Raw genomic sequence first — 17,615 nt, 5'->3', positions numbered from 1 at the left:
ACACGCGACGAGAGGAGGGGCCGATGTCTGCATCGCCCGAAACCACCACCAAATGGCGGGAATTCGAGCCGATGCAGCTCGGCCCCATCCTCGAGCACGCGCTGGAGGCTTTCCACGAAAACGGCTTCCACGGCACCACGGTCCGCGATCTGGCCCGCCGGGTCGGGGTGACGGTGCCCGCCCTGTACTACCACCACGAGAACAAGGAAGCGGTTCTCGTGGCCTTGCTCGACACCGCCGTCCGCGACCTGATCGACCGCTGCGTGGCCGCGGTCACCGACGGCGGTGACGATCCGGTCCTGCGCTTCACGTACTTCTTCGAGGCAGTGGTGCTGAACATGACGCACCGCGCCCGGCAGTCCGCCCTCGACTCCGAACTGCGGCACGTCTCGCCGGACAACCGCCGCAACTACGCCGCGACCCGCAAGAGGCTCGAACTCATGGCTCTCGATCTGGTGACGGACGGTGTCGGCCGGAAGGTCTTCGTTGTCGACGACGTCCCCGAGACCGTCCGCGCCCTCCTCGGCATGGGCCAGTCCATCGCCCGCTGGTTCCAGATCGACGGACCGCTCACCCCGGACGAAGTCGCCGACCGGTACACCGCCATCGCCCTGCGCGTGGTCGGCCATCCCACCGCTTCCTGACAACCCGCACCGCGAGGAGAATTACGTGCTGACCACCGCATTCACCGAGACCTTCGGCGTCCGCCACCCCATCGTGCAGGGCGGCATGCAGTGGGTCGGTCGCGCCGAACTCGTTGCCGCCGTGGCGAACGCCGGCGCACTCGGCATGATCACCGCGCTCACCCAGCCCACCCCGGACGATCTCGCGAAGGAGATCGCCCGCACCCGCGAGCTGACCGACCAGCCGTTCGGCGTGAACCTGACCATCCTGCCCGCGATCACCCCGCCCCCGTACGACGAGTACCGGCAGGTCATCATCGAGTCCGGCGTCAAGATCGTCGAGACCGCCGGCTCCAACCCCGCCCCGCACCTGCCCGACTTCCACGCCGCCGGCGTCAAGGTGTTGCACAAGTGCACCAGCGTCCGGCACGCGGTGAAGGCTCAGGACATCGGCGTGGACGGCATCAGCATCGACGGGTTCGAGTGCGCGGGACACCCCGGCGAGGACGACATCCCCGGACTGGTGCTGATCGCCGCCGCGGCCGAGCAGATCACCATCCCGATGGTCGCCTCCGGCGGCTTCGGCGACGGCCGCGGCCTGGTCGCCGCGCTGGCACTCGGTGCCGACGGCATCAACATGGGCACCCGCTTCATGTGCACCGAGGAGTCCCCGATCCATCGCACCATCAAGGAGGCGATCGTCGCCGCGAAGGAGACGGACACCGAACTGATCTTCCGTCCGCTGCGCAACACCGCCCGGGTGGCCAGCAACACCGTCAGCCGCGAGGTGGTCGAGATCCTCAGCCGCGGTGGGCAGTTCGAGGACGTGCGCGAACTCGTCGCCGGGGCCCGAGGCCGGCTCGTGTACGAGAACGGCGACCCGGAGGCGGGCATCTGGACCGTCGGCACCGTGCAGGGCATCATCCACGACATCCCGACCGCGGGCGAGCTCGTCGAACGGATCGTCGCCGACGCGGAGTCCCTGATCTCCGAGCGCCTGGCCGGGCTGCTCGGCAGCGACCGGGGCACCCGCACCGTCAACGCCTGAGCCATCGAGGAGCAAAGAACCATGCAGCGCAAGCACTTCGAATCCGACCACGAGGACTACCGGGGCACCGTCCGCGAGTTCCTGGCCCGCGAGGTCGAACCCCACTACCTGCAGTGGGAGGAGGACCGGTTGATCGACCGGACCGCCTACGTCGCCGCGGGCAAGTCCGGCATCCTCGGCCTCGGCGTCCCCGAGGAGTTCGGCGGCTCGGGGGTCACCGACTACCGATTCCGGCATGTCGTGTCCGAGGAGATCGCCCGCACCGGGACCACGTCGTTCGGGTCGAGCCTCGCCCTGCAGGACGACATCGCGATCCCCTACATCCTGCACCTCGGCACCGCGGCACAGAAGGATCGCTGGCTGCCGCGGATGGCCGCCGGTGAGCTGATCGGCGCCATCGCGATGACCGAGCCCGGCGCGGGCTCGGACCTGCAGGGCGTCAAGACGACCGCGGTCCGGGACGGTGACGAGTGGGTCATCAACGGCCAGAAGACTTTCATCACCAACGGCATCCACTCCGACCTGGTGATCGTCGTGTGCCGCACCGATCCGAACGCCGGGTCGAAGGGCTTCTCGCTGATCGTGGTCGAACGCGACACCCCCGGCTTCAGCCGTGGCCGCAAGCTGCACAAGGTCGGCCTCGCCGCGCAGGACACCGCCGAACTCGTCTTCGAGAACGTGCGGGTGCCGGCGGAGAACCTGCTCGGCACCGAGGGGCGCGGTTTCATCCATCTGATGGAGAACCTGCCGCTGGAGCGGATCGGGATCGCCGTGGGCGCCGTCACCGCGGCCCGCGCCGCCTACGAGTGGACCAAGAACTACGCCTTCGAGCGCAAGGCGTTCGGCAAGCCGATCGGCGACCTGCAGAACAGCCGCTTCGTGCTCGCCGAGATGCTCACCGAGATCGAGGTCACCGAGTCGCACATCGACCGCTGCGTGCTCGCCCTCAACGCGGGCGAACTCACCGCCGTCGACGCGTCCAAGGCCAAGTGGTGGGCCACCGAGCTGCAGAAGCGTGTCGTGGACCGCGGAGTGCAGCTGCACGGCGGCTACGGCTTCATGATGGAGTACCCGATCGGCCGCGCCTACGTGGACACCCGGATCCAGACGATCTACGGCGGCACCACCGAGGTGATGAAGGAGATCATCGGCCGCGACATCGCCGCCGAGTTCAAGTAGGCAGTCCCCGCCCGCGCCGGTTCCCAAATGTCACATCGGGTGTCCCACGAGTGAGCCGATGTGACATTTGGGAACCCAGGGAGGGGGTCAGGCGTCGAGGAGCGCGGTCCTCGCGGCGGCGTACTCGGCCTTGAGCCGCTCGACGAGCTCGGCGGCGGGCACGACGGCCTGCACCGCGCCGACGCCGTGGCCGGCGCCCCAGATGTCGCGCCACGCCTTCGCATCGCTCTTCGCGGCCTCGGTCCCGTCGGACTCGCCGGTGCCGAAGTCCATCGCGGACGGGTCGGAGGTCGCGAGGTTGTCGGGGTCCATGCCCGCCGCGGAGATGCTGCCGCGCAGGTAGTTTCCGTGCACGCCGGTGAACAGGTTGGAATACACGATGTCCGACGCGCCGGAGTCGACGATCATCTGCTTGTAGGCGTCGACCGCGTTGGCCTCCTCGGTGGCGATGAACGCCGAACCGATGTACGCGAGGTCCGCACCCGCGGCCTGGGCGGCGAGGATCGAGCGGCCGTGCGCGATCGATCCCGACAGCAGCAGCGGTCCGTCGAACCACTGCCGGATCTCCTGGACCAACGCGAACGGCGACTGGGTGCCGGCGTGCCCGCCCGCGCCCGCGGAGACGGCGATCAGGCCGTCCGCACACTTCTCGACCGCCTTGTGGGCGAACTTGTCGTTGATGATGTCGTGCAGCACGATTCCGCCGTACGAGTGGATCGCCTCGTTGACGTCCTCGCGGGCGCCGAGCGAGGTGATCACGATCGGCACCTGGAACTCGACGATGGTGGCGAGATCCTCGTCGAGCCGGTCGTTGGACCGGTGCACGATCAGGTTCACCGCGTATGGCGCCGACGGGGCCTCGGGGTTGTTCGCGTCGTGCTTCGCCAGCACCTCGCCGATCTGCGTCAGCCACTCACGCAACTGCGACTGCGGGCGGGCGTTGAGCGACGGGAACGATCCGACGATGCCCGACGTGCACTGGGCGATGACGAGGTCCGGGTTCGACACGATGAACATCGGCGACGCCACCACGGGCAGACGCAGCCGGTCCTTGAGGATCGAGGGCAGTGCCATGTAACTCTCCTTGCGCAAGATTGCCGTCGCCACAGCATCCCATGGCTACCTAGCGATCGCTAGGACGATCTTGCGCCGAGGGGGCCACCGAGGTTCACGTGATCGGCTCAGATGCCGGCCGCGGCGGCCGCCTCGGGCGTGAGAATGCCCGGGACCAGGAAGTTGGTCAGCATCCGGCGATGCTCCGGGTCCTCGTCGGAACCGAAGTCCATCCGTCCCACGAGGATCAGTTCGACCAGTGCGATCCACTGGCAGATCTCCGCGTTCGTGCGGTCCGCCCGCACCTCGCCGCGATCGCGGGCCTCGTCGATCACCGGCGCCCACATCTCCTCGGTCAGGCGCGCCGCCAGGCCCGAGCTGCCGACCAGGGCGGTCGCCAGATCCATGTGCTCGGGACTGACGATCAGTCGCACCACCGGGTCCTTGCGGCCCATGTCCACCAGATAGATCAGCCCGTCGACGATCTGGTCGGCGAACGTCTTCCGCTTGCGCAGGAAGGTGCGGGCCTTGCCGAACATCCGCCGCGAGCGCACCTCGATGAGCGCGGTGATCAGGGTGTCGCGATCGCTGAAGTAGCGGTACACGGTCGGTCGGGATACGCCGGCTTCCTTTGCGATGTCGTCCATCGTGGTTTTCGCCGCGCCGTAACGCTCGAAGGTCCGTTCCGCGGCCTCGAGGATCTGCCCCCGCGCCTCCTCCGGATTCTCACTCAGGACACTGCCGGTTCGCCGTCGAGCCATGTCACCCTTCTCCAGGTGTACGGCCCCGCGCCCTACTCCCGCGACGATGTTACCGCCGCGGGAGTGGGCGACGGCTAACTGGACTCGCCGAAGAGATCGGGCAATCCGGTCGAAATCCGGTCGGGAAAGTCCGGCTCGCGCTTCTCCAGAAAGGACTCGACGCCCTCGCGCGCATCGTCCGAGGTCCCCCGCAGGTACACCGCGAGCGAGTCGGCCCGGTGCGCGGACTCCGGGCCGTCCGCCCCGAGCATCCGCCACATCAACTGACGGGTCAGGGCGACCGACACCGGCGCGGTGCCACCGACCATCTCGCGCGCGACCTCGATCGCGCGCGAGAGCACCCGGTCGGCGGGCACGATCTCGCTGACCAGGCCGTGCTCGAGAGCCTCCGCAGCCGGCACCATCTTGCCGCCGAGCGTCCACCGCAGCGCGGCGGAGATCCCGACGACCCGCGGCAGGAACCAGGACGAGCACGCCTCCGGGACGATGCCGCGCCGGGTGAACACGAACCCGAAGCGTGCGGTGTCCGAGGCGATCCGGACGTCGGCGGGCAGCGTCATCGTGACGCCGACGCCCGCGGCGGGGCCGTTGATCGCCGCGATCACCGGCTTGGCGGACCGATAGAGCCGCAGGGCGACGCGCCCGCCCTGGTCGGCGGGAGCGCCCCCGGTCTCCGGGTCGTCGCCGAGGACGAAGGTGTCGCCACCGGACGCGAGATCGGCGCCGGCGCAGAACGCCCGCCCGGTGCCGGTGAGCACCACCGCGCGCACGGTGTCGTCCGCGTCGCACTCGTCCATCACCGCGAGGATGCGCTCGCACATCTCGTCGGTGAAGGCGTTGAGTCGATCGGGCCGGTGCAACCGCACGATCGCGATCTCCCCGTCCCGCTCGACCACCACCGGGCCGCCGGTCACCGCGCCTTCGTCACTCATCGTCTCAACGCACCTTGCTGAATCGCTCCGCCACGTCACGGTATTCGGAACGGATCGCGGTCTTGGACAGCTTCCCGCTGGGCAGCCGGGGCAGCGGTTCGTCCCGGATCACGACGTACCGGGGCACCTTGTAGTCGGCCACCACCTCGTCGCAGTGGGCCACGATCGCGGCGGCGTCGACGTCGCCGCTGACGGTGACGATGGCGGCCGGGGTCTCGCCGAACCGCTCGTCGGCCGCGGCGATCACCGCGACCTCCTCGACACCGTCGATGCCACCGATCACCCGTTCGATCTCGACCGGCGAGATGTTGATGCCTCCGGTGATGATGAGGTCCTTCATCCGATCGACGAACTTCACGCGGCCACCGTCGTCGAGCGTGCCGAGGTCGCCGCTGTGCAGCCAGCCGTCGCGCAGGGCCTGCGCGGTGGACTCGTCGTCGTTCCAGTACCCGGGAGTCACGCCGGGGCCGCGGAGCACGATCTCGCCCTCCTCCCCCGGGTCGGCGGGGGTGCCGTCGGGCCGAACCACCTTGAGCTCGGTGAAGATCGAGCCCGTCCCGCATGTGTCGGGATGCGTGAACGCCTCTTCCCGGGTGGTGGCGGTCGCGACGCCACCGGCTTCGGTCATGCCGTAGATCTGACGCAGCTGAACACCCTTGTCCGCCCACGACTTCAGGAGCGCGGGTGCGACGGCGGCGCCGCCGACGATCGCGGTGCGCAGCGACGACATGTCGGCGGCGTCGAACTCCGGCGTGCGCGAGATCGCCTCGAACACCAGGGGCACGCCGAACAGGGCGTTCACCCGATGCTCACCCAGCAGCTTCGCCGCACGCCCGGGGTTGAGTTCCTTCTCGATCACCAGGGTGTTTCCGAGCACCACCGACATCACCAGGCCCCACACGAGGCCGGGTGTGAACACGAGCGGAAGCAGCAGCAACGACGTTCCGCCGGGACGGAATCCCTCTTCGGTGAGGGTGGCCTCGAAGACGATGTTGAGCAGCGTCTTGTTGGTGCAGACGACGCCCTTGGACAGCCCGGTCGAGCCGCTGGTGAAGAGGATGGCGACCGGTTCGTCGTACCCGCGGTCGATGCGGAAGTCGTCGCGGTCGCTGTCGCGCAGTCCGGTGAAGTCGTCGAACGACAGGGCCTGGAAGTCGCCTCCCAGTGCCCGGGTCTGCTCGATCTGCTCGGCGAACTCGCTGGGCGCGATCGTCATCGCCGCACCCGAATCGTCGAGTACCTTGCGCAGTTCCGCCGGCTTGAGCCGCGGGTTGAGCGGCACCAGGACGGCGCCGGCCTTGATCACGCCGAGCGCGAGTACCGGCCAGGTCAGCGTGTTCGGTCCGAGGACGCCCACCCGATCGCCGGGCGCGATCCCGGCGTCGGCGATCCGGCGTGCCACCCGGCTCGACCAGTCCTGCAGCTGCCGGTAGGTCAGCGCCTCGTCGTCGACGATCAGCGCCCGCTGATCTCCCTTGGTGTCGGCCCACCAGTGCAGTGCAGATCCGATCGTGGCTGCCATGTCGTCCTTCTCCAGTCGAGATTCGTGAGGGTGTGTTCGGTCAGGAGGCCGCGGTCGGGTTCAGGTCCTCCTCGAACCACATCCCGACTCGCGAGAGGGTGCCGCCGTCGGTGGTCGGCATCGTGACACCCGACATGTAGGCCGAGTCGTCGGAGACGAGGAACAGTGCCGCCTTCGCGTTGTCGACCAGTGACGGCGGACGGTTCAGCTTGAGCGGGATCGGCGAGACGATCGGATCCCACGGGCCGGCGGTCTCCTCGTAGGACTGACCGACGACCGGGGTGCCCGCCGGGGCGAGGAAGTTCGGGGACATGCCGTGGGTGGGTGCGATCGCGTTGACGCGGATGCCGAACTTGCCGAGGTCGAGGCTCAGTCCGCGGACCAGCCCGTTGATGCCCGCCTTCGTCGCCTGGTACAGCGCGATGCCGTGGTAGGACACGATCGAGGACGCGGACGAGGTGGCGAGGATGACGCCACCACCGTTGGCCTTGAGCGCGGGCACCGCAGCCTGGGCGGAGTAGATGACACCGCTGAGGTTGACGCCGCAGACGTGCTGCCAGTCCTCTTCGGTGAGGTCCTCGAAGGCGACCTGCTCACCGCCGGCGACCGACGGCACGCCGCCGCGCGAGACGACGCCCGCATTGGCGAACATGATGTCGAGCTTGCCGAACTCGTCGACGGTGCGGGCGACGGCGTCGACCATCTGCGCCTTCTTGCTGACGTCCGCGACGATGTCGATGGCCGTGCCGCCCTGCTCCTGCACGAGCTTCACGGTGCCCGCCGCGCGCTCCGGGTCGATGTCGACGACGGCGACGCGGGCGCCCTCGGAAGCGAACAGCTGGGAGGCCTGCCGCCCGAGACCCGAGCCACCTCCGGTGATGATCGCGACCTTGTCGTTGAGTTTCATGTGAGAGCTCCTTGTGCCCGACGGGAGGGATCGCCGGGCAACCGGCGTCCGTAAATCTGACCGTGAATAAAGTTGGCGTGCACCGGATTCGGAACACGGTGCGGAAGAGTGCATTCCGGGGCGATGACGACCTCCGGCGCTTGTGACCCAGGCTACGCCCCACACTGTGAGACGTCAATCAAAATTTGTCCTTTGATATCCAGCCGACAGCGCCGCCACTCCGGCGGCGGCCGCGGCCGCCGCACCGATGCCGAAGGCGAGCACGTAGGCCGACTCGGTCGCCGCGCCCGTGCGCGGCACCGTCATCGCCGCGAGGAGGGCAGCGACCAGGGCGCTCGCCAGCGAGCTGCCGAAGATGCGTGCGATCGCGTTCACCCCGTTCACCACTGCGGTCTCGGAGGCAGGCACCGCGTCCACGAGCAGGGCGGGGAGGGCCGCGTAGGCACCGCTCACGAACACGTTGACCACCACCACGGCCACGACCATCTGCCACGGCCGCTCGTGCGCGAAGATCAGGACGGCAAATCCGGCCACCCCCACCGCGCACATCGCGACGAGGACCCGGTCCGCGCGGAACCGATGGACCAGCCTGCCGCTGACGGCGGCGGTCAGCGCTCCCGCGACGGAGCCGGGCAGCAGGAACACCAGACTGGCCTCCAGCACGGAGGCACCGAACCCGTAGCCGGCGACGTCGGGACCGGCCTGGACGAACTGCGCGATGCCGAGGAACTGGACGTACATCGCCGCACCGACGAGCAGCGCTGCCACATGCGCCGGTGCCACCGCACGTCCGACGAGCACCCGGGGCGAAACCAGTGGTTCCGTACAACGCTTTTCGTGACGGAACCACCACAGCAGGACCGACAGGCCGCCGGCCGCCAGGACAAGGGCCGGTCCGATCCCCCACCGGCCGCCCTCCGCGATCGCGAGCAGGAGGGCGGACAGCCCGACCGCGAGCAGGGCCGCACCCGCGACGTCGAGGCCTCCGCGTCGTTGCGGGGCTCCGATGCGGGGGATCGACATCCAGGAGATCACGAGCGCAATCAGACTCAGGGCCAACAACATCCCGAAAACCGGGCGGTAGCCTCCGTCGCCTGCGACCAGCAGGCCGGCCGCGACCATCCCGAATCCGGCTCCCGCCGCCATGATTCCGGACATGATGCCGATGGCATGGGCGAGCCGGCGCTCGTCGAGCACCGCGCGCAGCACCGCCACCCCGATCGGGAACAGGGCGAACGCGGTGCCCTGCAGTGCCCGTCCGACGATCAGCAGCGGCAGGGAGGGCGCCACGACGCAGAGCACCGACCCCACGACGACCACGGTGAGCACGCCGATCAGCACCGGGCGCCCCCCGCGCTGATCGGCGAGCCTGCCGAGCACCGGGGTGGTCACCGCGGCGGCGAGCAGGTTGGCGGTCAACACCCAGCCGACCGCCGTCGGCCCGATCCCGAGTTGCCGCGCCATCGTCGGGATCACCGGCACCACGGCGGCCTGCAGAATCGACAGGGTCATGACCGAGAAGCACAGTGCAGCAACGACACGAACGCCCGAGACGCCTGCTTCGGCGGAGGCCGGGGCGGCGTCGCGAGCCGCCGCCGTCAGTGACCGGTCCACTGCGGCGTCCGTTTGGCCGCGAAGGCGCGCGGCCCCTCCTTCGCGTCCTCGCCGGTCATCACGACCCGGGTGCGTGCGCTGCACGCCGCCGACAGCGCGGCGTTGACGGAGTTGCGGGCGTCGGGACGGTTCAGCGTCACGATCGCGACGTGGTCGCGCACCTCGTAGAGGGCGGCGGGCTCGGTCCGGTTCACGCGGGTCTCCTGGTGGGTCGATCGCTCGAAGGGTGGGTCAGAGGTCGAGGACGAGCCGTGGCGTGCAGCTACGGGAGACGCAGATCATCATCGCGTCGTTCGCGGCCTGCTCGTCCTCAGTGAGGATCGAGTCGCGGTGATCGGGCCGTCCGGCGAGAACCGCGACCTCGCAGGTCCCGCAGGTGCCCTCCCGGCAGGAGAAGTCGACGGCCACCCCACTGCGCTGCAACGCGTCGAGCACGGATTCCGATGCGCCGACCTCCACGACGGAACCGCTGCTGCCGAGTTCGACCTCGAACGCGCCGTCCTCGCGAGCGTCGATCTGTTTGGCGGCGAACCGTTCGACATGCAGGGTCACGTGATCTCGCTCCCGGCATGCGGACTCGATGGCCTGAAGCAGGGGTTCGGGTCCGCAGCAGTACACCGCAGTGCCCGCCGGCGCGGCGTCCAGGGCGGCGGCGAGGTCGAGGACGCCGTACTCGTCCTGCGGCCGCAGTTCCACCCGGTCGGGATGCGCGGCCACCAGTTCGTCCCCGAAGGCCATGCTCTCGCGGGTGCGTCCGCCGTACAGCAACCGCCACGGGAGGCCCTGTGCGTCGACCGACCGGAGCATCGGCCGCAGCGGGGTGATGCCGATGCCGCCGGCGACGAACAGATAGGACGACGCGGCGGTCAGCGTGAAGTTGTTGCGGGGTCCGCCGACGCCGATCACGTCGCCGATCTCCAGCTTGTCGTGCACATATGCCGACCCGCCGCGGCCGTTCGGTTCCCGCAGCACCGCTACGGTCAGCGAGGTCTCGTCGGTGACGTCGCCGCACAGCGAGTACTGGCGGGTGATGTCTCCGAACACGAGGTCGAGGTGGGCACCGGGCTCCCAGGTCGGGAGTTCGGCACCGTCGGGGTCCGCCAGGGTCACCGCCACGACCCCGGCCGCAGCCGGCTCCTTGCTCGTCACCCGCATCTGCCGGAACGTCTGGTTGTCGGTCATCGGGCTACCCGTTCCACTCGGACTGAACTTGCCTAAATCTTAAGTGATTAGTTTTATGGAACGCAAGAGCGACGTAGGAGGGCTTGCCTTCCATCCCTTCCCAGGTCTAAACCTATAGTCATTAGCCGATGTTCGACAGGAGCCGTGACAGCATGGACACCCCCCTTCCCGACACCGGATCGGTCGTCGACCTGTTCCGCCTGTCCGGGGCCGTCGCAGTCGTGACCGGCGCAGGCAGCGGACTCGGCGCCGGATTCGCCCGCGCACTGGCCGAGGCGGGCGCCGACGTGGTCGTCGCCGCCCGCCGTCGCGACAAGCTCGAGCAGGTCGCCGAGACGGTCACCGATCTCGGCCGCCGCTGCCTGGTCGTGCCGACCGACGTCACCGACCCCGACCAGTGCGACGCCTTGGCGAGCGCGACGATCGAGGAGTTCGGCCGCCTCGACGTCCTGGTCAACAACGCCGGCGTGACCCATGCCGCCCCCGCCACCCGCGAACGGCCCGAGGACTACCGGAACGTGCTCGAGGTCAACCTCTTCGGCGCCTACTGGACCGCCCAGTCCTGCGCCCGGGTGATGCGACCCGGGTCGAGCATCGTCAACGTCGCGAGCATGCTCGGGCTGGTCAAGTCGGTGCTGCCGCAGGCGGCCTACGCGTCCAGCAAGGCCGGGATGATCGGCCTGACCCGCGATCTGTCGAATCAGTGGTCTGGGCGAAAGGGAATTCGCGTCAACGCGATCGCCCCCGGTTTCGTCGACACCGACATGACCGGTGAGATGTCCCCGGAGACCCTCGCCGAGTTCCTGCGCGACTGTCCCCTCGGCCGCACCGCCACCCAGCGCGAGATCGACGCCGCGGTGGTGTTCCTGGCCAGCCCGGCATCGGGATACGTGACCGGGTCGACGCTTGCCGTCGACGGCGGCACGTCGGGCCACTGAACACCACCACAGGAGCACGAGCACCATGACGGACACCACCACCGCAGTACGCCTGACGGGCGACGGCCTCACCCTCGTCGCGGACCGCTGGGATCCGGTCCACGAACCCGTGCGGGGCACGGTGCTGCTCCTGCACGGCGGCGGGCAGACCCGGCACTCGTGGCAGCGCACCGGGGAGCGTCTCGCCGGGAACGGCTGGAGCGCGCTCGCCTTGGACGCGCGTGGTCACGGAGACAGCGACTGGGCGGACGACGGCGACTACGCCATCGCGGCGCACGCCCGCGACCTGGTCGCCGTCGCGGGCGCACTCGACGAGCCCCCGGTCCTGGTCGGTGCCTCGATGGGCGGCATGGCCTCGCTGATCGCGCAGGGCTCGCATCCGGGCCTGGGCCGCGCGCTCGTCCTGGTCGACATCACCCCGCGCGCCGAACCGGAGGGCCTCGCCAAGATCAGCGCCTTCATGCACGACGGCCTCGCCGGGTTCGACACCCTCGAGGACGCCGCCGCCGCCGTGGCCGCATACAACCCGCACCGCCGCAGGCCCCCGCGCGCCGACGGCCTGCGCAAGAACCTTCGCCTGCGCGACGGCCGCTGGTACTGGCACTGGGATCCGCGGATGCTCACCCACCGGGAGAACGGCCCGGAGCAGGCCGGGGTCCGCGAGGAGCAGGCACGGTCGGCGGCACGCGCGATCACCGTGCCCACACTGCTGATCCGAGGCGCCCAGTCCGACGTGGTCAGCCCCGACGGCGCGCGCGACCTCCTGGATCTGATTCCCGGCGCCCGGCACATCGATGTCGGCGGCGCGGGGCACATGGTCAGCGGCGACGACAACGACGTGCTCGGTGAGGGTCTGATCGATTTCCTCGACGGGTCGGTGCCGCCCCGGTGATCGACCGGACCGGTGGCAGGCCGACCACCCGTTACGATCGGTCCACCCGAGCCGGGTGCCCGACCCGGCGACACCGAGCGGAAAGCCCGAGATGCCACGACCGTCGAAACCGCTGATCAGTCGCGCCTCCGCGGTCGCAGCATCCATCGAGATCATCGACACGGAGGGGCTCGAGGCGTTCAGCCTGCCGCGTTTGGCCAAGCACCTCGGCGTCCGGGCACCGTCCCTCTACCACCACTTCTCCGACAAGTCGGAGATCCTCTCGGCCGTGGCCCGGCAGATCGCCGGCGCCGGCTCGATCCCGCGCCGCAAGCCAGGTCCGGACTGGCCGGAGTTCTTCGTGTCTCTCGCACTGAACTTCCGGCAGTCGATCCTCAAGCACCGAAATGCGGCGCCGATCCTGCTGCAGTACCTGCCCCGCGACCTGCTCATCGGCAGCTACGAGGAGACGGCCCGGTTCCTGGAAGCCTCGGGAGTCCCCGCCCGGCTGCACGTACAGATCCTCGACGGGATGGAACGCCTCTCCCTCGGCGCGGCGCTCACGGAGGCCGTACGCGGACCCAGCACGCGGACGACGATCTTCCCGAACGTCGACCCCGAATCGCAGCCCACCCTGGCGCACGCACTGGCCGAGAACGAGTTGACGTCGAAGAAGCTGTACGAGGAGATGGTCCGCAGCTTCCTGTACGGCGTCATGCGGAACGAAACCGACGCCGGCACCCGATCGGCCTAGGGGCGCTCGAAGAGGTCGACGGCCGTCGTGGCGCGGTCGTTCGGCAGTTCCTCGGCAATGTTCTCGCCGGTGCGGAGCCACCCGCCGCGCAGCGCCGAGCGGAGCCAGTTGTCAAGGGCATCTTGCGTTTCGAATCGAAGCACGATCACGCACACATCCGAGACGCTGCTCTCCTTGAGCCACCCTCCGCCGAGGAAGCCGGGGAAGATCCGAGCGAGGCCGAGGCCGCTCTGGATCCAGTCGGCGAACTCGTCGTCGCGGCCCGCCCGAATCCGCCGCACGATCGTGGTCGTCACGTTCGCGACACCACGTTCGGCCACGCCGTCACCGGTGTCGACCGCTTCGACGCCATCGGTGTTGTTCACTGTTCCCGCCTAGGCTCCCGCGCACGTCCACGCCGTGCGACCCCCTCAAAATAGCAGCGGAACGGCCACAAGCGGTGCCCCGGAACCAAATGTTCCGGGGCACCGCCTGTTTCGATCGCCGGCCGGCCAGGGCGTGTCTCCTAATCCCTCTCGGATGCACCCGGCGAAACAATCGTCGTCCGGCAAGGCGGAGGAGAAGCCGATACCGCTGTTGTATCGGCGCCGACGACAACGCAGCTGGGCGGCGATTGGGCGCCAGGTGTGCCGAAACGGGGATTGGGAGACATGCCCTAAGCCGGCATGTGCACGGTCTTGGTCTCGAAGAACTCCTCGAGACCCTCGACGCCGCCCTCACGGCCGACGCCGGACTGCTTGTATCCGCCGAACGGAACGGTGAAGTCGATGACGGCGCCGTTGACGCTGATCGTCCCGGTCCGGATCCGCTGCGCCAGGGCGTACCCGCGGTCCAGATCCTCCGTGTACACCGCACCGGAAAGCCCGTAGATCGAGTCGTTCGCGATCGCGACCGCCTCGTCCTCGTCCTCGTAGGTGATCAGCGCGATGACCGGACCGAACACCTCTTCCTGCGCGATCCTCATGTCGTTGCGCACCCCGTCGATCAGGGTCGGAGCGACGAAGAACCCCTGGTCGACGCCTTCGGGGGCGCCGCCGCCCAGCACGACCGTCGCACCCTCGGCCTCGGCCGTGGCGATGTAGCCCTGCACGCGGTCGCGGTGCCGCTCCCCCGCCAGGGGGCCGAGGAAGTTCGTCGGCTCCCAGGGATTGCCGATCGGCAGCGAGCCGTACGCCGCCTTGAGAGCCTCGACCACCTCGTCGTGCCGCTTGCGGGAGACGAGCACGCGGGTCAGCGCGATGCAGGCCTGCCCGGACTGCATGCAGCCGCCCATGGGCAGCGACTGCAGCACGTGGTTCAGGTCGGCGTCGTCGAGGATGATCGCGGCCGACTTGCCGCCGAGCTCCAGGGAGACTCGTGCGATGCGCTGGCTCGCGAGCTCCGCGATGCGGCGGCCGGCGACGGTGGAACCGGTGAAGGTGATGTGGTCGACGTCGGGGTTGGTCACCAACGTCTCGGACACCTCGCGGTCGGCGATCAGGACGCTGACCACCCCCTCCGGAATGCGGCCCTCGTCGACCAGTTCGGCGATCACGTCGGCGAACACGGCCGGCGACAGCGGGGCGTCGGGTGCACCCTTGAGGATCACCGAACAACCGGCCGCGAGCGCCGGGGCGACCTTGAACGCGATGGTGCCGATCGGTCCGTTCCACGGAATGATCGCGGCGACGACTCCGGTGGGCTCCTTGAGGATTCGTGAGATTCCCCCGTCCGCCCGGGTCCGGTCTTCCCGGACCTCGAACGCGCGTGCCTCGTTCGCGACCGCCTGGAACAGGCCTGCGGTCATCTGCTGGGTACCGGCACTGACGCTGACCGGGATCCCGACCTCGATGACGCCGATCGCGGTCAGCTCCTCGAGGCGGCGCTCGAGCCGGGTGGCGATCTCGTCGATCACGTCGGCACGCTCGGCCATCGACCTGCCCGCCCACGCGCCGTCGTCGAAGGACGTGCGCGCGGCGCCAACGGCACGGGCGACGTCTTCTGTTGTGGCACTGCGGATCCGGGCGGCACGCTGCTCGCTCCAGGGGTCGATCAGGTCGATCCACTCGTCGCCGGTCGAATCGACCCAGCGGCCGCCGATGAAGACCTGCTCGCGGTCGGCGACCGTGGGCGCCGAGGGGGTGGTGTCGGTGATGGTCATCTGTTGCCTCTCAGCGGTTGTTGTAGCCGGCGTCGACGGGCAGGGTGACTCCGGTGATGTAGCGGGCCTCGTCGGAGGCGAGGAAGACGATCGCGTTGCTGATGTCGACCGCCTCGATCAGCTCGACCGGCATCGGGTTCTTGTAGGCGTCGTCGTTCGCCACCTCGGGGTGCGAGTTCACGAACGCGCCGTACTCCGCATTGGCGACCATCGGGGTGTTCACGCCGGTCGGGTGGATCGTGTTGACCCTGATGAAGTGCTTGGCCAGCTGCTTCGAGTACAGCCGCATCAGACCGACGACACCGTGCTTCGCCGCCGAGTAACCGGCCTGACCGGGGAAGGTGTTGAGGCCGATGCTCGTCAGACCGGCGGCAGAGCTCGTGATCGCGACGGATCCACCCTCGCCGCGCTCGATCATGCCGGGCACGGTCACCTCGAGCACGTGCCAGACGCCCGTGAGCATCGTGTCGACGGCATCGTGCCACGCCTGGGGCTCGGCGCCCTGGTCGATGACCGGCATGATGCCGGCGTTCGGGACCACGATGTCGACGAACCCGAACTGTTCGACGCCGGCGTGGTACGCGCGCTGCACGTCCTCACGCTTGCGCACGTCACCGACGGTGGTGACGATCCGGCCGCCGGCCTCCTTGACCAGCCGCTCGGTCTCGGCGAGATCCTCCTCGGTGGCCATCGGGTAGAACACGGTCGGGATCTGCGCGCAGATGTCCATCCCGATGATCGCGGCACCCTCCTCCGCGAGCCGGACCGCGTGCGCACGACCCTGCCCGCGCGCCACGCCGGTGATGAATGCGACCTTACCCTCGAGCCTCTTCATGTGTATCCCTCTCTCACTGGGTAATTCGGGTATCTGACGCCGGCGGACGAGGATCTGCGGGCGGATTGTCGAGTGGTGGGCGAAACTGCGCCCGACAGGCGGGGCGGGCGAACCTGCGCCCTATGTGTGACCCCCGACACAGCACGCTACCGACAGCAGGTGGTGACGTCAAGACAAAGATCGTATTTTGTTCTACGTATCAACGATGGAACTCGACCGGCTGCGACCAGCGACCCACCTGGAAACACGCGTGCGCCTCGTCCTGCTCGAACGACAGCAGCCGGCACATGCGCAGGGCCCGTTCGTCGTCGGGGTCGATGCGCAGCAAGGCGACATGCGCGCCGGCCTCGCGCAGGGCCTCGAGTGCCCGCACGAGCAGGACGGAGCCGAGCCCCGAGCCGCGCGCGGCCGTCGTGACGACCAGCGCCCCGATCCAGGCAGCGCGCAGCTCCTCCCGGATACGGAGGGTGGGGTCGTAGCACGCGACGCCCACGGGTCGTCCCGCCTCGTCGATGGCGGTCATCGCCTGACCCGAAGTCGCTGCAACAGAGAGATTTTCGCGATGTTGCGCCGGAAGCGACGCATCCACCAGGATCGCATCGACCGCGGACGTGACGTCGGGGTCGGCGACCGGGCGGGACGGGACGATCCGGTACGCCTCCGGCGATTCCACTTCCGGGAGCGGCTCGGCCCACGGCCCGGACAGGTGGCGCAGCAGAGTCCACAGCCGGCTCACCGCGGGCACCCCGAACCTCGCGGTCAACCGTTCGGTCGCCGGATGGCTGCCGTAGGCCCATGCCCGCAGCGCCCGGGCGCCGGTGCCGGCCCACCCGCCCTCCGCGTCGACGTCGAGGCCGAGCTCCTCGACGAGCTGGGTCGCGATTCCCCGGGACCGGTAGTCCGGGTGGACGACGAACTGCGCCACGCCGAGACCGTCGGACCCGACGGCGAGGTGCAGGTAGGCAACCAGCATCCATGGCACGTCCGGCCCGGTGGCGAGGCCGCGCCGAGCCTTGATCGGAAGGTGCAGCACGCGAGCACCGTCGGCAGAAGACGAATCCGACTCCGCGCTCCGACCATCCCCGTCGACGACGTCCGACTCGGCGATCGCCGAGAATCCGGCCTCGTCGTCGTACTCGGCCGCGACCCGGACGAGCTCGAGCACCTCGCCCCGATCGTCCGGGCTCAGCGCCTCGCACCACTGATAAGCGATCATCCTCACTCCTCGTCGAGCGGATTGGTGTCAATCTAATGAC

The 17,615-nt window shown here is 69.1% G+C and carries 18 protein-coding genes; 6 read left to right on the top strand and 12 right to left on the bottom strand.

Features of this window, described 5'->3' with window-relative positions:
• Nucleotides 1-23: 23 nt before the first annotated feature.
• The 3 genes from ACWDU4_RS04270 to ACWDU4_RS04260 are packed head-to-tail and all read left to right on the top strand — an operon-like array spanning nt 24 to nt 2,850.
• On the top strand, nt 24-644 hold the full coding sequence (locus tag ACWDU4_RS04270; protein WP_450112608.1) for a TetR/AcrR family transcriptional regulator: 621 nt from the start codon (nt 24-26) through the stop codon (nt 642-644).
• Between the two features lie 25 nt (nt 645-669).
• Nucleotides 670-1,671: an NAD(P)H-dependent flavin oxidoreductase gene (locus ACWDU4_RS04265; protein ID WP_450112607.1), complete on the top strand. Its 1,002-nt coding sequence runs from the start codon at nt 670-672 to the stop codon at nt 1,669-1,671.
• A gap of 21 nt (nt 1,672-1,692) precedes the next feature.
• On the top strand, nt 1,693-2,850 hold the full coding sequence (locus tag ACWDU4_RS04260; protein ID WP_450112606.1) for an acyl-CoA dehydrogenase family protein: 1,158 nt from the start codon (nt 1,693-1,695) through the stop codon (nt 2,848-2,850).
• A gap of 87 nt (nt 2,851-2,937) precedes the next feature.
• Here the strand turns inward: ACWDU4_RS04260 and ACWDU4_RS04255 are convergent, their stop codons facing one another.
• From ACWDU4_RS04255 to ACWDU4_RS04220, 8 genes are all read right to left on the bottom strand, one after another.
• A complete protein-coding gene (locus ACWDU4_RS04255; RefSeq protein ID WP_450112605.1) occupies nt 2,938-3,924 on the bottom strand; it encodes an NAD(P)H-dependent flavin oxidoreductase in 987 nt (328 codons plus the stop codon).
• Nucleotides 3,925-4,031: 107 nt separating this feature from the next.
• Nucleotides 4,032-4,664, bottom strand: coding sequence for a TetR/AcrR family transcriptional regulator (locus ACWDU4_RS04250; protein WP_450112604.1), 633 nt, complete (start codon nt 4,662-4,664; stop codon nt 4,032-4,034).
• Between the two features lie 74 nt (nt 4,665-4,738).
• The gene (locus ACWDU4_RS04245; protein WP_450112603.1) at nt 4,739-5,596 is read right to left on the bottom strand and encodes an enoyl-CoA hydratase-related protein; all 858 of its coding nucleotides are present in this window, start codon (nt 5,594-5,596) and stop codon (nt 4,739-4,741) included.
• A 4-nt stretch (nt 5,597-5,600) separates the two neighbouring features.
• The gene (locus ACWDU4_RS04240; protein ID WP_450112602.1) at nt 5,601-7,118 is read right to left on the bottom strand and encodes a class I adenylate-forming enzyme family protein; all 1,518 of its coding nucleotides are present in this window, start codon (nt 7,116-7,118) and stop codon (nt 5,601-5,603) included.
• A gap of 40 nt (nt 7,119-7,158) precedes the next feature.
• Nucleotides 7,159-8,025 carry an SDR family NAD(P)-dependent oxidoreductase gene (locus tag ACWDU4_RS04235; protein WP_450112601.1) on the bottom strand — a complete coding sequence of 289 codons (867 nt, stop codon included), beginning with the start codon at nt 8,023-8,025 and terminating at the stop codon, nt 7,159-7,161.
• A gap of 174 nt (nt 8,026-8,199) precedes the next feature.
• Entirely contained in the window at nt 8,200-9,639 is a 1,440-nt protein-coding gene (locus tag ACWDU4_RS04230) for an MFS transporter (RefSeq protein WP_450112600.1), read from the bottom strand.
• Nucleotides 9,624-9,833 carry a hypothetical protein gene (locus tag ACWDU4_RS04225; RefSeq protein WP_450112599.1) on the bottom strand — a complete coding sequence of 70 codons (210 nt, stop codon included), beginning with the start codon at nt 9,831-9,833 and terminating at the stop codon, nt 9,624-9,626. The genes ACWDU4_RS04230 and ACWDU4_RS04225 overlap by 16 nt, the downstream gene beginning before the upstream one ends.
• Nucleotides 9,834-9,870: 37 nt before the next feature.
• On the bottom strand, nt 9,871-10,821 hold the full coding sequence (locus ACWDU4_RS04220) for a PDR/VanB family oxidoreductase (protein WP_450112598.1): 951 nt from the start codon (nt 10,819-10,821) through the stop codon (nt 9,871-9,873).
• Nucleotides 10,822-10,973: 152 nt separating this feature from the next.
• Between ACWDU4_RS04220 and ACWDU4_RS04215 the strand changes: the two genes are divergently transcribed.
• From ACWDU4_RS04215 to ACWDU4_RS04205, 3 genes are all read left to right on the top strand, one after another.
• Nucleotides 10,974-11,759 carry an SDR family NAD(P)-dependent oxidoreductase gene (locus tag ACWDU4_RS04215; RefSeq protein ID WP_450112597.1) on the top strand — a complete coding sequence of 262 codons (786 nt, stop codon included), beginning with the start codon at nt 10,974-10,976 and terminating at the stop codon, nt 11,757-11,759.
• A gap of 25 nt (nt 11,760-11,784) precedes the next feature.
• Nucleotides 11,785-12,651 carry an alpha/beta fold hydrolase gene (locus tag ACWDU4_RS04210; RefSeq protein ID WP_450112596.1) on the top strand — a complete coding sequence of 289 codons (867 nt, stop codon included), beginning with the start codon at nt 11,785-11,787 and terminating at the stop codon, nt 12,649-12,651.
• Between the two features lie 91 nt (nt 12,652-12,742).
• The gene (locus ACWDU4_RS04205) at nt 12,743-13,384 is read left to right on the top strand and encodes a TetR family transcriptional regulator (RefSeq protein ID WP_450112595.1); all 642 of its coding nucleotides are present in this window, start codon (nt 12,743-12,745) and stop codon (nt 13,382-13,384) included.
• On the opposite strand, the gene ACWDU4_RS04200 is transcribed toward ACWDU4_RS04205, so the two are convergent.
• The 4 genes from ACWDU4_RS04200 to ACWDU4_RS04185 all read right to left on the bottom strand — a co-directional run bounded on the left by ACWDU4_RS04200 (nt 13,381) and on the right by ACWDU4_RS04185 (nt 17,575).
• Nucleotides 13,381-13,749, bottom strand: coding sequence for an antibiotic biosynthesis monooxygenase (locus ACWDU4_RS04200; RefSeq protein ID WP_450112594.1), 369 nt, complete (start codon nt 13,747-13,749; stop codon nt 13,381-13,383). The two genes, ACWDU4_RS04205 and ACWDU4_RS04200, sit on opposite strands and share 4 nt — an antisense overlap.
• A gap of 290 nt (nt 13,750-14,039) precedes the next feature.
• Nucleotides 14,040-15,524, bottom strand: a complete 1,485-nt coding sequence (locus ACWDU4_RS04195; RefSeq protein ID WP_450112593.1) for an aldehyde dehydrogenase — start codon at nt 15,522-15,524, stop codon at nt 14,040-14,042.
• A gap of 10 nt (nt 15,525-15,534) precedes the next feature.
• Nucleotides 15,535-16,359, bottom strand: coding sequence for a mycofactocin-coupled SDR family oxidoreductase (locus ACWDU4_RS04190; RefSeq protein ID WP_450112592.1), 825 nt, complete (start codon nt 16,357-16,359; stop codon nt 15,535-15,537).
• A gap of 199 nt (nt 16,360-16,558) precedes the next feature.
• Nucleotides 16,559-17,575, bottom strand: coding sequence for a GNAT family N-acetyltransferase (locus ACWDU4_RS04185; protein WP_450112591.1), 1,017 nt, complete (start codon nt 17,573-17,575; stop codon nt 16,559-16,561).
• Nucleotides 17,576-17,615 lie beyond the last annotated feature (40 nt).

The organism is Rhodococcus sp. NPDC003348 (genome assembly GCF_053589375.1).
Note: the sequence above shows the minus strand (reverse complement) of the source record. Positions and strands in the feature narration are given on the sequence as shown.

Excerpts from the sequence above, each read along its gene's own strand:
- ACWDU4_RS04195 (WP_450112593.1), bottom strand. The coding sequence starts at position 15,524 with ATGACCATCACCGACACCACCCCCTCGGCGCCCACGGTCGCCGACCGC.
- ACWDU4_RS04210 (WP_450112596.1), top strand. The coding sequence starts at position 11,785 with ATGACGGACACCACCACCGCAGTACGCCTGACGGGCGACGGCCTCACC.
- ACWDU4_RS04185 (WP_450112591.1), bottom strand. The coding sequence starts at position 17,575 with ATGATCGCTTATCAGTGGTGCGAGGCGCTGAGCCCGGACGATCGGGGC.
- ACWDU4_RS04260 (WP_450112606.1), top strand. The coding sequence starts at position 1,693 with ATGCAGCGCAAGCACTTCGAATCCGACCACGAGGACTACCGGGGCACC.
- ACWDU4_RS04190 (WP_450112592.1), bottom strand. The coding sequence starts at position 16,359 with ATGAAGAGGCTCGAGGGTAAGGTCGCATTCATCACCGGCGTGGCGCGC.
- ACWDU4_RS04205 (WP_450112595.1), top strand. The coding sequence starts at position 12,743 with ATGCCACGACCGTCGAAACCGCTGATCAGTCGCGCCTCCGCGGTCGCA.
- ACWDU4_RS04255 (WP_450112605.1), bottom strand. The coding sequence starts at position 3,924 with ATGGCACTGCCCTCGATCCTCAAGGACCGGCTGCGTCTGCCCGTGGTG.
- ACWDU4_RS04235 (WP_450112601.1), bottom strand. The coding sequence starts at position 8,025 with ATGAAACTCAACGACAAGGTCGCGATCATCACCGGAGGTGGCTCGGGT.
- ACWDU4_RS04270 (WP_450112608.1), top strand. The coding sequence starts at position 24 with ATGTCTGCATCGCCCGAAACCACCACCAAATGGCGGGAATTCGAGCCG.
- ACWDU4_RS04220 (WP_450112598.1), bottom strand. The coding sequence starts at position 10,821 with ATGACCGACAACCAGACGTTCCGGCAGATGCGGGTGACGAGCAAGGAG.
- ACWDU4_RS04215 (WP_450112597.1), top strand. The coding sequence starts at position 10,974 with ATGGACACCCCCCTTCCCGACACCGGATCGGTCGTCGACCTGTTCCGC.
- ACWDU4_RS04250 (WP_450112604.1), bottom strand. The coding sequence starts at position 4,664 with ATGGCTCGACGGCGAACCGGCAGTGTCCTGAGTGAGAATCCGGAGGAG.
- ACWDU4_RS04240 (WP_450112602.1), bottom strand. The coding sequence starts at position 7,118 with ATGGCAGCCACGATCGGATCTGCACTGCACTGGTGGGCCGACACCAAG.
- ACWDU4_RS04245 (WP_450112603.1), bottom strand. The coding sequence starts at position 5,596 with ATGAGTGACGAAGGCGCGGTGACCGGCGGCCCGGTGGTGGTCGAGCGG.